The organism is Pseudomonas sp. URMO17WK12:I12, assembly GCF_000514395.1.
GTDB classification, from domain to species: Bacteria; Pseudomonadota; Gammaproteobacteria; order Pseudomonadales; family Pseudomonadaceae; genus Aquipseudomonas; species Aquipseudomonas mucoides.
This window is the reverse complement of record NZ_AZVV01000005.1, coordinates 193,201-207,429: the sequence shown is the minus strand read 5'-3', so window position 1 is coordinate 207,429 and position 14,229 is coordinate 193,201. Positions and strand designations below refer to the sequence as shown.

Annotated in this window: 13 protein-coding genes; 5 read left to right on the top strand and 8 right to left on the bottom strand. The window is 59.9% G+C overall.

Translation table 11 applies throughout. The features are described from left to right. Window positions 1-18 precede the first annotated feature (18 nt). On the bottom strand, window positions 19-1,212 hold the full coding sequence (locus D882_RS0106345) for an MFS transporter (RefSeq protein ID WP_027922458.1): 1,194 nt from the start codon (window positions 1,210-1,212) through the stop codon (window positions 19-21). 153 nt (window positions 1,213-1,365) lie between these two features. On the opposite strand from D882_RS0106345, the gene D882_RS0106340 reads away from it, so the two are divergent. Together D882_RS0106340 and D882_RS0106335 are read left to right on the top strand one after the other, a co-directional pair. After that, window positions 1,366-1,902 (top strand): TetR/AcrR family transcriptional regulator, encoded by a 537-nt coding sequence (locus tag D882_RS0106340; RefSeq protein ID WP_027922457.1) that lies wholly within the window; start codon window positions 1,366-1,368, stop codon window positions 1,900-1,902. A 145-nt stretch (window positions 1,903-2,047) separates the two neighbouring features. Beyond that, window positions 2,048-5,518, top strand: coding sequence for a PAS domain-containing hybrid sensor histidine kinase/response regulator (locus tag D882_RS0106335; RefSeq protein ID WP_027922456.1), 3,471 nt, complete (start codon window positions 2,048-2,050; stop codon window positions 5,516-5,518). 114 nt (window positions 5,519-5,632) lie between these two features. Here D882_RS0106335 and rmuC read toward each other — a convergent pair whose 3' ends face one another. After that, the gene (gene rmuC, locus D882_RS0106330) at window positions 5,633-6,997 is read right to left on the bottom strand and encodes a DNA recombination protein RmuC (protein ID WP_177327595.1); all 1,365 of its coding nucleotides are present in this window, start codon (window positions 6,995-6,997) and stop codon (window positions 5,633-5,635) included. Between the two features lie 175 nt (window positions 6,998-7,172). Beyond that, a complete protein-coding gene (locus tag D882_RS0106325) occupies window positions 7,173-7,496 on the bottom strand; it encodes a sel1 repeat family protein (protein ID WP_081743915.1) in 324 nt (107 codons plus the stop codon). A gap of 951 nt (window positions 7,497-8,447) precedes the next feature. Between D882_RS0106325 and D882_RS0106320 the strand changes: the two genes are divergently transcribed. From D882_RS0106320 to D882_RS0106310, 3 genes are all read left to right on the top strand, one after another. Continuing rightward, entirely contained in the window at window positions 8,448-8,672 is a 225-nt protein-coding gene (locus tag D882_RS0106320; protein WP_019407963.1) for a hypothetical protein, read from the top strand. Window positions 8,673-8,947: 275 nt separating this feature from the next. After that, entirely contained in the window at window positions 8,948-9,430 is a 483-nt protein-coding gene (locus D882_RS0106315) for a hypothetical protein (RefSeq protein ID WP_027922453.1), read from the top strand. A 146-nt stretch (window positions 9,431-9,576) separates the two neighbouring features. Then, window positions 9,577-10,848: an OmpP1/FadL family transporter gene (locus tag D882_RS0106310; protein WP_027922452.1), complete on the top strand. Its 1,272-nt coding sequence runs from the start codon at window positions 9,577-9,579 to the stop codon at window positions 10,846-10,848. Window positions 10,849-10,938: 90 nt separating this feature from the next. Here the strand turns inward: D882_RS0106310 and D882_RS0106305 are convergent, their stop codons facing one another. The 5 genes from D882_RS0106305 to D882_RS0106285 all read right to left on the bottom strand — a co-directional run bounded on the left by D882_RS0106305 (window position 10,939) and on the right by D882_RS0106285 (window position 14,229). Next, complete coding sequence (locus D882_RS0106305; RefSeq protein ID WP_027922451.1) at window positions 10,939-11,487, bottom strand: glutathione peroxidase; 549 nt, start codon at window positions 11,485-11,487, stop codon at window positions 10,939-10,941. 55 nt (window positions 11,488-11,542) lie between these two features. Beyond that, window positions 11,543-11,665, bottom strand: a complete 123-nt coding sequence (locus D882_RS1000000133110) for a hypothetical protein (RefSeq protein ID WP_007977581.1) — start codon at window positions 11,663-11,665, stop codon at window positions 11,543-11,545. Next, the gene (locus D882_RS0106295; RefSeq protein ID WP_027922450.1) at window positions 11,662-12,870 is read right to left on the bottom strand and encodes an MFS transporter; all 1,209 of its coding nucleotides are present in this window, start codon (window positions 12,868-12,870) and stop codon (window positions 11,662-11,664) included. Before D882_RS0106295 ends, D882_RS1000000133110 begins: the two co-directional genes overlap by 4 nt. Window positions 12,871-12,923: 53 nt before the next feature. Further along, window positions 12,924-13,328 carry a MarR family winged helix-turn-helix transcriptional regulator gene (locus D882_RS0106290; protein WP_027922449.1) on the bottom strand — a complete coding sequence of 135 codons (405 nt, stop codon included), beginning with the start codon at window positions 13,326-13,328 and terminating at the stop codon, window positions 12,924-12,926. A 169-nt stretch (window positions 13,329-13,497) separates the two neighbouring features. After that, window positions 13,498-14,229 (bottom strand): adenosylcobinamide-GDP ribazoletransferase, encoded by a 732-nt coding sequence (locus D882_RS0106285; RefSeq protein ID WP_027922448.1) that lies wholly within the window; start codon window positions 14,227-14,229, stop codon window positions 13,498-13,500.

Genomic DNA, 14,229 nt, shown 5'->3' with positions numbered 1-14,229 from the left:
AGAGGCCAAGGCTAGCGATCAACGCACATCTGTGCCACAGACTTTCAACGAGCGCTGACGGATCAACGCCAGCAAAGCGCCAACGGAGAGCACGATCAGCACGGCACTGTAGCCGTCGGTCGTCGCGACCAGGCCGAAGCTTCGCGTCAGGTTCCCGGCCAACAGCGATGGCAGACAGAATGCCAGGTAACTGAGTACATAAAACGCCGACATCAGCCCCGCGCGCTCATGGGGTAGAGCCAATGGCACCAGACTGCGCACGGCAGCCAGAAAACCGGCGCCGAAACCACAGCCAGCGACGAGCGTGCCGAGGAAAAACAACGGCAGGCTGGCGCTGTGCACGCCCAGTAGAACCAGGACGATACCGGTTGGCAGCAAGCTTGCTCCCAACTGCAGCGCCAGAGCAGCGGGACGATTGCGCAGGGTGAAAATCATCAAGGCCCCTGTCACCGTCAGCGCCGCGACGGTCGACCCGGCAATCAGGTTCGAAGTGGAACCGGTGGCCGTGCGCACCAACGAGGGTGCCAGGGACGCATAAAAACCGCCGAGCGCCCACGTTGCCGTATTCAGCGGCAGTACCCGCCATAAGGTCGAGCGCGCTTGAACCGGCACATGCAAGGTCGGCCGCAGCGAAGCCCAAGCCCCCGGTTGACGCGACACACTTTCCGGCAAACGCCAGATATAGAGCGCCTGCAACGCAAACAGGACGAACAGCAGCCAATACGTCAGGTGCAACGGCGCGGGTGCGAATTCGGCCAGCAAACCACAGCCCAATCCGCCCAGGGCCATGCCAAGCAGCGGCGCAACGCTGTTGATCAGCGGCCCCTGTTGGCGGTCGGTGTCCAGCAGTGTGGCGCTCAGCACGGCGGTCGCCATGCCGGTGGCAAACCCTTGCAGCACTCGAGCACTGATCAGCCAGGCGACGCTGTCAGCATTGATAAACAGCAACATCGCCAGGGCATTCAACACCACGGCGGTGAAAATCACCGGCTTGCGCCCAAGGTGATCCGACAGCGAACCAACCGTCAGCAGCGCCGCCAGCAGGCTGAAGGCGTAGACACCGAAAATCAGGGTCAGGGTCGCGGCCGAGAAGTGCATCTGCTCTTGGTACAAGCGATACAACGGTGTCGGCGCCGTGGAAGCCGCGAGAAAACTGAGTAAAGTGATCGCCAGAAACCACAGGCTTGCACGATTTGAACGAGAACTGGACATCGGCATACTCCGCAAAAGCTAATTTTTCGCTTTTGCGGAGTGTGCTACTGGCTGGCGCTTAAAGCAAATTCTTTGTGTTAAGGTCCGATGCATGGCTTTTAGAGCCAAGGCGTTTGCCTGACGGCAAGTCTCGGCGAGAACAGGAAACAGGTAATGACAGGCCCCACCTTACGTCCCGGCGGCCGCAGTGCCCGGGTGCAGGAATCGATTCACAAGGCCGTGCGCGAATTGCTCGAAGAGCAGGAGCGCGCCAGCGTGACCGTGCCGCAAATCGCTGCGCGTGCAGGAGTTACACCGTCGACGATCTATCGGCGCTGGGGTGATTTGTCGGCATTGTTGGCGGACGTCGCCCTCGCCCGCATGCAGCCGGAAACCGCATCGGCCGATACCGGCAGCCTGCGCGGTGATGTGCAGGCCTGGGCGGAACAGTATCTGGACGAGATGAGTTCCGAACCCGGCCGCAACATGCTGCGCGACGTGCAAGCGAGCCTCAAGCCGAGCTATTGCGCCACGATCATTGGCGGGCAGTTGCAGATGATTCTGGATCGTTATCCGAATGAGCCAAAACCGAGTGTCGATCGGCTGATTAACATGGTGGCGGCGCCTATCGTGTTTCGCATCCTGTTTTCCGAGGCGCCGTTGGAGGTTGAGGAGTTGCATCGGTTGATCGGGATTGCGTTGAATCAGTAAGGGCCCAGACAACCAACATCCGCCTGATACGCCGCCTGCGACACCCCGCCACGCCACGACCTTGGTCGACACTGACTAACCGGGGCGGTCGTGCGAGACTGTCTGACCGGGCGGGAGTCCCGGGTGTCTTTCGTCGGGAGTTCCCATGTCGCTGTCCAGCGGGCTGATCGCCGCCGTCGCCCTGGCCTATATGGCCATCATGTTCGCCATTGCCTTCTACGGTGACCGTCGCAGCACGCCGTTGCCACCGCGCGTGCGTGCGTGGGTGTACAGCCTGTCGCTGGCGGTCTATTGCACGAGCTGGACATTCTTTGGCGCCGTGGGCCAGGCGGCGGAACAGCTCTGGTCGTTCCTGCCGATCTACCTCGGACCGATTCTGCTGCTGGTGGGCGCGCCGTGGGTCCTGCAAAAAATGGTGATGATCAGCAAACAGGAAAACATCACCTCCATCGCCGACTTCATTGCCGCCCGCTACGGTAAATCCCAGTCACTGGCGATTGTGGTGGCGTTGATCTGTCTGGTCGGCGTGCTGCCCTACATCGCCTTGCAGCTCAAGGGCATTGTGCTCGGGGTAAACCTGCTGATTGGCGCGGGCGCCGACGCGATGGGGGTTCGCGCCCAGGACACCGCCTTGATTGTGTCGCTGGTGCTGGCGCTGTTCACCATTGTCTTCGGTACCCGCAACCTTGATGCCACAGAACACCACCGTGGCATGGTGCTGGCCATCGCGTTTGAGTCACTGGTCAAGCTGTTCGCGTTTCTCGCCGTCGGTGCGTTCGTGACCTTTGGGCTGTACGACGGTTTCGACGACCTGTTCAACCAGGCCATGCTCGCCCCGCGCCTCGAAGAATACTGGAAGGAAACCATCAACTGGCCGTCGATGGTGGTGCAGACGGGCGTCGCGATGATGGCGATCATCTGCCTGCCCCGGCAGTTCCACGTGACGGTGGTGGAGAACATTGATCCTCAGGATTTGCGTCTGGCCAAATGGGTGTTTCCGGCCTACCTGGCATTGGCCGCGCTGTTTGTCGTCCCGATCGCCCTCGCCGGTCAGATGATGCTGCCCAGTTCGGTGTTGCCGGACTCGTTCGTCATCAGCCTGCCGCTGGCCCAGGCGCACCCTGCCCTCGCCTTGCTGGCGTTTATCGGCGGCGCCTCAGCGGCGACCGGCATGGTGATTGTCGCCAGCGTGGCGCTGTCTACCATGGTGTCCAACGACATGCTGTTGCCGTGGTTGCTACGCCGAAACAACGCCGAGCGACCGTTCGAAGTGTTTCGCCAGTGGATGCTCTCGGTACGCCGGGTGAGCATCGTGGTGATTTTGCTCCTGGCCTACGTCAGCTATCGCCTGCTGGGCTCGACCGCCAGCCTGGCAACCATCGGCCAGATCGCCTTCGCCGCCGTGACGCAACTGGCCCCAGCCATGCTCGGCGCGCTGTACTGGAAGCAGGCCAACCGTCGCGGCGTATTCGCCGGGCTCGCCGCCGGAACATTCCTGTGGTTCTACACGCTGATCCTGCCGATTGCGGCGCGTAGCCTCGGCTGGCCGCTGGAGAGCTTCCCGGGCCTGGCCTGGCTGCACAGCAACCCGATGAACCTGCCGATCACCCCACTGACCCAAGGCGTGGTGCTGTCGCTGGCCGGAAATTTCACGTTGTTTGCCTGGGTCTCGGTGTTGTCCCGGACGCGGGTTTCCGAGCACTGGCAGGCGGGTCGTTTCATCGGCCAGGAAATCAGCGCACGCCCCAGCGCCCGTTCGATGCTCGCCGTGCAGATCGATGATTTGCTGCAACTGGCCGCGCGTTTCGTCGGCGAAGAACGGGCGCGTCAGAGCTTCATCCGTTTCGCCTACCGCCAAGGCAAAGGTTTCAACCCGAATCAGAACGCCGACGGTGAATGGATCGCCCACACCGAACGCCTGCTGGCGGGTGTACTCGGTGCTTCCTCGACGCGGGCGGTGGTGAAAGCCGCCATCGAAGGCCGGGAAATGCAGCTGGAAGACGTCGTGCGCATCGCCGACGAAGCGTCGGAAGTGTTGCAGTTCAACCGCGCCCTGCTGCAAGGCGCGATCGAAAACATCACCCAGGGCATCAGCGTGGTCGACCAGTCACTGAAACTGGTGGCCTGGAACCGGCGTTATCTGGAGCTGTTCAACTACCCGGACGGCCTGATCAGCGTCGGACGCCCGATTGCCGATATCATTCGCCACAATGCCGAACGCGGCCTGTGCGGCCCCGGTGAAGCCGAAGTGCACGTCGCCCGCCGCCTGCACTGGATGCGTCAGGGCCGCGCCCACACCTCGGAACGACTGTTCCCCAACGGACGGGTAATCGAGCTGATCGGCAATCCGATGCCCGGTGGTGGTTTCGTCATGAGCTTCACCGACATCACCGCGTTCCGCGAAGCCGAACAAGCGCTGACCGAAGCCAACGAAGGCCTGGAGCAGCGGGTGGCAGAGCGCACCCACGAGTTGTCGCAACTCAACGTTGCATTGACAGAAGCCAAGAGCACTGCCGAATCTGCCAACCAGTCGAAAACTCGCTTTCTGGCGGCCGTCAGCCATGACTTGATGCAACCGCTGAACGCTGCGCGCCTGTTCTCCGCCGCGTTGTCTCACCAGGACGATGGTCTGTCGGGCGAGGCGCAAAAACTGGTCCATCACCTGGACAGTTCGTTGCGTTCGGCCGAGGACTTGATCAGCGACCTGCTGGATATTTCTCGCCTGGAAAATGGCAAGATCAACCCCGACCCGAAGCCCTTCGCACTCAACGAATTGTTCGACACCCTTGGCGCCGAATTCAAGGCGCAGGCTCAGGAACAAGGGCTGAGCTTCCGGGTTCGGAGCAGCACGTTGCGGGTCGACAGCGACATCAAACTGCTGCGACGGATCCTGCAAAATTTCCTGACCAATGCGTTCCGCTATGCCAAGGGGCCGGTGCTGCTCGGCGTCCGGCGGCGCAAGGATGAATTGTGCCTGGAGGTCTGGGACCGCGGGCCGGGCATTGCGCAGGACAAACTGCAGGTGATCTTCGAAGAATTCAAACGCCTCGACAGTCATCAGACCCGCGCGGAGAAAGGCCTGGGATTGGGCCTGGCGATTGCCGATGGGCTGTGCCGCGTCTTGGGACACACGCTGCAAGTTCGCTCCTGGCCGGGGCGCGGCAGTGTGTTCAGCGTCAGCGTGCCGCTGGCTCGGGCACAAACCGTGGTGGCGCCCAAGACCGCTGAACTCAACGGCCACGTATTGAGCGGCGCACAGGTGCTGTGCATCGACAATGAAGACAGCATTCTGATCGGCATGAACAGCCTGCTGACGCGCTGGGGTTGTCAGGTCTGGACCGCGCGTAACCGAGAGGAATGTGCAGCGCTGCTCAACGACGGCGTTCGTCCGCAACTGGCGCTGGTGGATTACCACCTGGACCATGGCGAAACCGGGACCGAGCTGATGGCGTGGCTGCGCACTCAACTGGGGGAACCCGTGCCGGGGGTGGTGATCAGCGCCGATGGCCGGCCGGAGACGGTGGCGCAGGTGCATGCGGCGGGGCTGGATTATCTGGCCAAGCCGGTGAAGCCGGCGGCGTTGAGGGCGTTGTTGAGTCGGCATTTGCCGTTGTAGCGCGGCGGGTTTTAGCTTTGCAGGGAGGCTTCTGCCGCCATCGCGAGCAAGCTCGCTCCCACAGGGTTTAGCGCTGTTCCTGTAGAAGTGAGCCTGCTCGCGATGCTTTTCCGGTTATTCCGGTAACTCGGCCAAGCCATCCACATCGGTCATCGCCCGCTCCAGCAAGTCCGCCGGCAAGCTCTTGCTGGCTCGCGCGCCGAGCAACTTCAGCTGCTCGCTGCGACTGACCAGATTCCCCCGGCCTTCTGTCAGCTTGTTGCGCGCAGAGCTGTAGGCTTTGTCCAGTTGCTGCAAGCGATTGCCGACTTCGTCCAGATCCTGGATGAACAACACAAACTTGTCGTACAGCCACCCGGCACGCTCGGCGATTTCCCGGGCGTTCTGGCTCTGGCGCTCTTGCTTCCACAGGCTGTCGATCACACGCAAAGTCGCCAGCAACGTGGTGGGGCTGACGATCACGATGTTGCGGTCGAAGGCTTCCTGGAACAACGTTGGCTCCGCCTGCAAAGCCGCGGAAAACGCTGCTTCGATTGGCACGAAGAGCAAGACGAAATCCAGGCTGTGCAAGCCGTCGAGCCGTTTGTAATCCTTGCCGGACAGGCCTTTGACGTGATTGCGCAGCGACAGCACGTGTTGCTTGATGGCGATCTGGCCGATGGCGTCGTCTTCGGCCGCCACGTATTGCTGATAGGCCGTCAGGCTGACCTTGGAGTCGACCACCACTTGCTTGTCGCCCGGCAGGTAAATAATCACATCCGGCTGGAAGCGCTCGCCATCCGGGCCTTTGAGAGTGACCTGGGTCTGGTACTCGCGGCCCTTCTCCAGCCCCGCGTGTTCAAGCACTCGCTCGAGAATCAGTTCGCCCCAATTGCCCTGGGTTTTCTGCCCTTTCAAGGCGCGAGTGAGGTTGGTGGCTTCGTCGCTCAGGCGCAGGTTCAGCTGTTGCAGGCGTTCCAGTTCCTTGGCCAGCGAGAAACGCTCGCGCGCTTCGGCCTGATAACTTTCCTCGACGCGTTTTTCGAAGGACTGAATGCGCTCTTTCAACGGATCGAGCAACTGGCCCAACCGCTGTTGACTGGTTTCGGCGAAGCGCTGCTCACGCTCGTCGAAAATCTTGCCCGCCAGTTCGGCGAACTGCGCTCGCAACTCGTCTCGCGAACCCTGCAGGTCACTGAGGCGTTGCTGATGGCTTTCCTGTTGCTCGCGTAGTTCGGCGTTAAGTGACGCCGCCAGCGTGTCCAGGCGACGTAGCTCTGCCTCTTTACCGGCGCGCTCGAGGTTCCAGGCGTGAGAGGCATCGCGAGCGTCGTCGCGCTCGATTTGCAGCAGTTCGACTTCACGGCGCGTGGCAGCGAGGTCCGCTTGCTTGGCGGCGTTGGCCTGGCTCAGGTCACCGATTTCATCGCGACAGGCGTCGAGTTGGGCATTCAGGCCGTCCTGCGCCAGTTGGGCCATGGCCAGGCGCTCTTCCAGCAGAGCCGCCTCGGCTTGCGAGCCGCTCGCACGGCGTTGAATTTGCCAGGCCAGTACCAGCAATGGCAGGCCCGCGCCTGCCAGACCGAGTAATAGGCTGGTCAAGTCCATAGCCATAAAGATTCCTGCCGATGAGATAAAGCTTGAAGGTTAACCAAGGCCACCTGACTTGGACAGCTCAGTCTTCAATCAGACCCAGTTCCTGCTGGGCCCGCGTATCCCCTGCTCGCGCGGCCTGACGCAGCAGGTCCTGACCAATGCGCCGATCACGGGCATTGCCGCATTCACGGCACATCAATTGCCCGAGGCGGCTTTGCGCAGCCACCACGCCTTCACGGGCAGGCTGCTTGAGCAAGCGCCCGGCGAAGTGCTTGATGTTGGGGTTATCCCCAAGACGCGGACTGTCCAGCAGCCATTCGGCGACACGCATCGAAAAACGCTTGGGTGGGGTAACACGTGAAGGTGTGGAGGTAGCGGAGATTGATACTGAGCGAAACTTCATAAAGCACTGTGGGACAGATCGGAAGGCGCGCAACTGTACTCTTTTTTTCTTACAGGTAAAGCCTAAAAAAACCCGGCACGCCCGTGCTAGAGCAAGCGCTCGGGACAATCCACAGAAGCTGTGGATAACTCAGTGGACAACCGCCCTTGAACTCGCGCAAAGCCCTGTGGAATGGGGCTCGCAGTCAAACTGACGATTTTTTCACCAGTAAAAAAAAGCGATGTTTTTCATTGACTTAAATTTTCAATACAGGCACCCACTGCGGGTGGGGCCTGGATGACAGTGGGGTTACAGTCTGCGCAACTTATGTGCACAAGTACCTTGGCGGCGGTTATATGGATGCACTTTTTCGGCGCGTTTTTGCATGACCTCTGGGGATAAATCGGCAAAACCCTTGATCCAGGCAGTTCGCGAGCCGATGAATGACAGCCACCACCGGTCGGAATGTGAGCGATTGCGGGGTGCGCTGGCCAGGCTCATCGATCTTTTTTGCTAACACACTTCCATTCTAAAATTCAATCCGTTACTATCCGCGGCGTTAGTACCAAGCTGAAAGTCAATTCTGGTCGAACAAATCCTCGCGGTCAGCCTTCCCTCAAGAGAAGCCTCCACCGACAAAACAGGATCGACCACCTCGATGGTTTCCAGGTAAACCTTGCGCCAACACAGCCTTCGAACAAAGCGAAGGGTGTTGCGAAGCTCACTTACTCTGGCCGAACCAGCCTGCAAATTGATCAGGATCTTCACCCCGGGCCCAGAACCTTTGCCCTTGATGTGTTGCCTGCCCTCCTAAGTACCTACCTGCCAGCCCAAGCGCGCCAATTATCAGCGCTTCAAACTGGCTGCTTTGTTCCAGTCGGGTTCTTCGTTCGACCAATGGTGGTCGTCGTCACTGGAACGTTTAAATTTTGCACGGCTCTTATCCGTGTCGCTTGTAGGAACACCAACACTATGTCTACTCAAATCCACACTCAGGATGCCATTCGCACCCTAACCAACGCTTTTGCTCCAATGAACTGCCTGATCATGGCGGCTCGCAAAGGCTGCTTCAGTTTCACTCTGGTCAACGAACACGGCATCGCTCGTCACAGCGAACGCCTGTACCCCGATCAATACTCCAGCGCAGAGCCGCTGCAGGCCGTGATCGAGCGTACCCGCCAGGCATTGATTGCCTGAGACGCCAGTAAGACTGAAAAACCAAAAGCCCTGCTCAAAAAGCGGGGCTTTTTATTGCCTGATATTTCCCTTTTCGCTGCAACTCGTTAAGCACAAAGCGATATAACGGTTATAACTCGAAGCTGGAAATATTTTAAAAACAGTCCTTTACAGCGCGAATATGACACTACACTTCAACTCAAGCGGCTTGATCCGCTTCCGGCGAGCCTGATTCGATCCACCGCTGCCAAGGCCCCCTTCAGGTATCGCCGCCCACTTCGTGTTTCGAGGGCTTTATGGGTATCGCTGCCAGCGAACTGTGCCGTTATGTGATTCGTCCGACCTTGATCTACCTGGGACGCCATAGCGCAACTGCCGAATCCTTGCTGCTGGGCATCGCCGCCAGTCAGTCAGCCCTTGGTTCCGCCCTGCATGACCGCCGTGGACACGGCCTGTACCGAATCGCCGAACCCCGCCACCAGGCACTTTGGGATCACTATCTGGCGCTGGACCCGGAACGGGCAAGTCTCGTCCGCGGCCTGGCCAGCCAACATGCGTTTCTCAGTGGGCCGCATCTGGAATTGACCGTTAACCTGCGTTACGCCACCGCCATTGCCTGGCTGCTGGTCGAAGAACAAAACACGCCCCTCCCCGCCGCCGATGATGTGTTGGGCATGGCCCGAATCTGGCGCCAGACCTTTCAGCCTCAAGGACGCCTGCGCGACTTCACTTGCGCCTGGCAAACCTGTGTTTCACCGCTGAATCAGGTCGCCTGCTGACCCATCGGTTTCACAAGTTCGTGCATCCGACCGCGAACCTGGTCGGATTGTCCTACAAAACCGCTCTAACTCAAGCCATACAGCCTATAGCGCTGGGACGAAAATGTTGGTAATTTTCGCCCCGGTGATCACCAGGAGTTCTAATAATGAAAAAAGTAATGCTCAAAACCACCCTTAGCCTCGCCGTTACCCTGGCATCCACCCAGCTCTTTGCAAGTGGCTTTGCCCTTAACGAACAAAGCATCAGCGGGATGGGAACAGGTTTTGCCGGGCGATCTTCTTCTGCCGACGACGCATCCACTATTGTTGGTAACCCTGCCGGTATGTCGCGCATCAAGCGCGAACAAGTGACCGGCGGTGTTGCATTCATCGACGCACACACTGACATCAGCAACGCCAGCTCCAGCCCGAATGGCGGCACCAACAAAGGTGACATGGTCCCTTTCATGGGCGTGCCGATGGGCTACTACGTCAAGCCAATCGATGACCACTGGGCATTCGGTATCGGTGTGTACGCACCGTTCGGTCTGGTAACCGACTACGAAAACGGCTTTGCCGGTCGTTACTTCGGCAGCAAGAGCGAAGTTAAGATCGTCACCCTGCAACCGACTGTCAGCTACGCCTTCAACGACAAGGTGTCCATCGGTTTCGGCCCGACCATCAACCGCATCGACGGCACCCTGGAATCGAACCTGTCGATCACCCAGGCCGCGCCAGACGGCAAGGTCAAGATCAAGGGTGACGACACCGCGCTGGGCTACAACATCGGCGTACTGGTTCAAGCCACCGACAGCACCCGCGTCGGCCTGACCTACCACTCGAAAGTGAAGTACAAGCTCGACGGCGACACCAAGGTCAACTACAACGTGCTGGGCCTGATCGGCCAGAACCCAAGCCAGAAATACGACGCGTCGCTGGACCTGACCACGCCTGAATCGGTGGACTTCTCGGTCACTCACCAGCTCGACGACAAGTGGACTCTTTACGCAGGCAGTACCTGGACTCGCTGGAGCCGCCTGAAAGACATCACCGTCGAAAGCAAAGGTGTTCCGGCCGTACTGAACGGTCAGTTCGGTACCATCACCGAAGAACAGAACTGGCACGACACCTGGGCTCACGCCATCGGCGCGTCTTACCAGTTGAACAAGGAATGGGTACTGCGTACCGGTTTGTCCTTTGACCAGGCGCCGACCAACAACGCCGACCGTTCCCCACGCATCCCGACTGGCGATCGCAAGATTTTCAGCCTGGGCGCTGGCTGGAGCCCGACAGACGACCTGACCATCGACGTGGCGTATTCGTACCTGCACGAAGAGTCGGTCAAGGTCAACAACGTCAACGACCGTGGCCAAACCTACAACGCCAAGTATGAAAACTGGGCGAACGGTTTCGGTGTCGGCGCGACCTACCGCTTCTGATGATTCAAGGCGAGGCTGAACCGCTCGCCTGCTGAATCAAAAAAAGCCCCGCTCTCTTATACAGAGGCGGGGCTTTTTGGTGGGCGCGAATCAGGGTTGGGAAGCCAGGGCTTTCTGCACCGAGGCAATGAACTCGGGATCATCGGGTTTGGTCAGGCTGGAGAAACTGGCGATCACCTGGCCTTTGCGATCGACCACGTATTTGTAGAAATTCCACTTCGGTGCGCTGCTCTGCGCGGCCAGGACCTTGAACAGGTGCGTCGCGTCCTCACCTCGCACTGCTTGCGGTTCGGTCATGGTGAAGGTCACGCCGTAATTCACGTAACAGACCTTGGCCGTCTCGGCGGTGTCCTTGGATTCTTGCTTGAAATCGTTCGACGGAACGCCAATCACCTCCAGCCCCTCTTCCTTGAAACGCTGATTGAGCGCCTCAAGGCTTTTGAACTGCGGGGCGAAACCGCAGTGGCTCGCAGTATTGACCACTACCAGCGGTTTACCTTCGAACCGTTGGCACAGGTCGATCGATTCCTTGGCCCGCAGTTTTTGCAATGAGCCTTGTAACAGTTCAGGGCACTCAGCCTGAGCCAGTCCGGTCATTGCCATCAGCAACGCGGGGACTGCAATCCAGCGCATCAGCATGTCGGTGCATCCTTGAGAAGTCGTCAAAAACGAAGTTACTCGCCCCCGCCGCTCCCTAGCAAGCACCCATGCCCAATTGCATCAGCGCCAGACCGCCCTGATGCCACCCCCACCACGACAATGCCAGCAGCAAGGCGCAGACAGCGGCTACAGCGATTCGCGGCCAAAGACTGTTCATATCGCACTCATCTGTGTTTGCAGGCGCGCCACCGGCCGCTCGCGCACCGGCCAGTTCAGGGCAGCAGCCAACAGGCTCAAGAGAATTGCCACTTGCCAGATCAAGTCATAGCTCCCGGTCCGGTCATACACCACCCCGCCCAGCCAGCCGCCAAGAAACGAACCGAGCTGATGAAACAGGAACACAATCCCGCCGAGCATGGACAGGTTGCGCACACCGAACAGGGTCGCCACGGTGCCGTTGGTCAGCGGTACGGTCGACAGCCATAAGAACCCCATGGCCATACCGAACAGGTAGGCCGTGGTCGTCGTGACCGGGGCCCACAGGAACAGCGCGATCACCACCGCCCGCAACAGGTACAAACCGGTGAGCAAACGCGGTTTGGACATGCGTCCGCCAAGCCATCCGGCGGTGTACGTGCCGAAGATGTTGAACAACCCGATCAGCGCCAGCACCGTGGTGCCGACCGTGGCCGGAAGGTGTTGATCCACCAGATACGCCGGCAAATGCACGCCGATGAATACCACTTGGAAACCGCAGACGAAAAAGCCGAACGCCAACAGCCAGAACCCCGAATGGGAGCAGGCTTCGCGCAGCGCTTCGGAGAGGGTTTGTTCGTGACCGAGCGTCGGCAGCGGTTTGTCCTTGAGCATGCTCACCAGCGGCACGATCAACGCCACCAACAGGCCCAGCACCAGCAACGCGGCGGACCAGCCGAGCCAACCGATCAAGCCCAACGTGCCCGGCAGCATCGCGAACTGGCCGAACGAGCCGGCCGCACTGGCGATGCCCATGCCCATGCTGCGCTTCTCCGGTGGCACCGCACGGCCGACCACTCCGAGGATCACCGAGAACGAAGTGCCGGACAGACCGATGCCGATCAACAGGCCGGCGCTCAACGACAACGTCACGGCGGAATCTGACAGTCCCATGAACGCCAGGCCCAGCGCATACAGCACACCACCGACCAGCACCACTTTCGCCGCGCCGAAGCGATCGGCCAGTGCGCCGGTGAAGGGCTGCGCCAGGCCCCAGATCAGATTCTGCAAGGCGATGGCAAACGCAAAGGTCTCACGCCCCCAGCCGAACTCGGCACTCATCGGCGCCAGAAACAGTCCGAAGCCGTGGCGCACGCCCAACGACAACGCGAGGATCAGCGCACTCCCCACCAACACCCAACCGCACGTACGCCACATCGATGTCATTTCTTATTCTCCGGTAGCGGGTATATACCCGCTTAAGATCGGAAAAACCGGCTTCAGGCCAGTTCGTCCAGCAGTCGCAACAAGGTTTCGCGTTTTTCGGCGCCCAGTCGGTCAATCAACCGTTGTTGAGCCGCTTCCCAGGCCGGCAGGGCCGCTGCCAAGCGCTCGGCACCGGCCTCGGTCAGGCGGACAATGCGATTGCGCATGTCCTCGCCCTCGACCAGCTTCACCAGCCCCTCCCCCTCCAGCACGCGCAAATTGCGTCCGAGGGTGCTGCGGTCCAGGCCCATGGCTTCGGCGAGGGTGGAAATACTCGGTTGATCCAGGCGCTGCAAATTGCACAGCAAAGAATACTGGGCAACGTTGATCCCGAAGCCGTCGAGAGCGCCGTCGTAATGCCTGCTGACGCCACGTGCGGCGCGACGCAGATTGATACATAAACATTGGGAGTCGAGCATGGTGCGTGTATATACCCGCGGTTGTGTTAAATCAAGTTATGGATAGATATAGAAATGGCAGTGCTTGAAAGACCGCTATCGTGAGCAGGCTCGCTCCTACAGCGGAATGCGATCAACTGTAGGAGTGAGCCTGCTTGAGAAGAGGCCAGCACATCCTGCACAAAAGCCATCAGATCAACGCCAATCCTACCAGCACCACCATCTCCAGCAATTCCAGCAATGCCCCGGCCGTGTCCCCCGTCGTCCCGCCCAATCGACGCACCATCACCTGGCGCAACCACACAAAAACCACTGCCGCCAGCACCACCGCCCAAACACCGCTGAGCCCCGCAATCAGCACACACGCCACCGCACTGACCGCCAACACCTGCTGACCCGCCAATCGCGGCAGATGATCCGCCAACGCCTGCCCCAGCCCGCCTGCACGCACATACGGCGTGGTCAGGAACAAGCCCAGCATCGCGCTGCGGCCAATCAACGGAACGATGATCAGGACAATACCGTGCTGCTGCTCGATCAACGCCAACAACGCCGCGAATTTCAGCAACAACACCAACACCAGCGTCACCACGGCAATCGGCCCGCTGCGCGGGTCTTTCATGATCGTCAGCGTGCGTTCCCGATCACCAAAACCACCGAGCCACGCGTCGGCGCTATCGGCCAGACCGTCCAGGTGCAACCCGCCGCTGAGCAAGACCCAAACCGTCAGCAACAACGCCGTATGCAATAACAACGGCGTTCCCAGTAAAAACCCATTCAGCGCCCACAGAATCGCGCCGAACAGCAGTCCCACCAGCGGATAAAACAGCAGCGACCGGCCCAGCTCCTGAGGCGTCGGCATGCCGGGCAGGCGAATCGGCAGACTGCTCAGAAATTGCAGGGCGATCCAGAATGGCAGCAT

Excerpts from the sequence above, each read along its gene's own strand:
- D882_RS0106290 (WP_027922449.1), bottom strand. The coding sequence starts at position 13,328 with ATGCTCGACTCCCAATGTTTATGTATCAATCTGCGTCGCGCCGCACGT.
- D882_RS0106335 (WP_027922456.1), top strand. The coding sequence starts at position 2,048 with ATGTCGCTGTCCAGCGGGCTGATCGCCGCCGTCGCCCTGGCCTATATG.
- D882_RS0106340 (WP_027922457.1), top strand. The coding sequence starts at position 1,366 with ATGACAGGCCCCACCTTACGTCCCGGCGGCCGCAGTGCCCGGGTGCAG.
- D882_RS0106345 (WP_027922458.1), bottom strand. The coding sequence starts at position 1,212 with ATGTCCAGTTCTCGTTCAAATCGTGCAAGCCTGTGGTTTCTGGCGATC.
- D882_RS0106320 (WP_019407963.1), top strand. The coding sequence starts at position 8,448 with ATGTCTACTCAAATCCACACTCAGGATGCCATTCGCACCCTAACCAAC.
- D882_RS0106295 (WP_027922450.1), bottom strand. The coding sequence starts at position 12,870 with ATGACATCGATGTGGCGTACGTGCGGTTGGGTGTTGGTGGGGAGTGCG.
- D882_RS0106325 (WP_081743915.1), bottom strand. The coding sequence starts at position 7,496 with ATGAAGTTTCGCTCAGTATCAATCTCCGCTACCTCCACACCTTCACGT.
- D882_RS0106310 (WP_027922452.1), top strand. The coding sequence starts at position 9,577 with ATGAAAAAAGTAATGCTCAAAACCACCCTTAGCCTCGCCGTTACCCTG.
- D882_RS0106315 (WP_027922453.1), top strand. The coding sequence starts at position 8,948 with ATGGGTATCGCTGCCAGCGAACTGTGCCGTTATGTGATTCGTCCGACC.
- D882_RS0106285 (WP_027922448.1), bottom strand. The coding sequence starts at position 14,229 with ATGCTGCCATTCTGGATCGCCCTGCAATTTCTGAGCAGTCTGCCGATT.
- D882_RS0106305 (WP_027922451.1), bottom strand. The coding sequence starts at position 11,487 with ATGCTGATGCGCTGGATTGCAGTCCCCGCGTTGCTGATGGCAATGACC.
- D882_RS1000000133110 (WP_007977581.1), bottom strand. The coding sequence starts at position 11,665 with ATGAACAGTCTTTGGCCGCGAATCGCTGTAGCCGCTGTCTGCGCCTTG.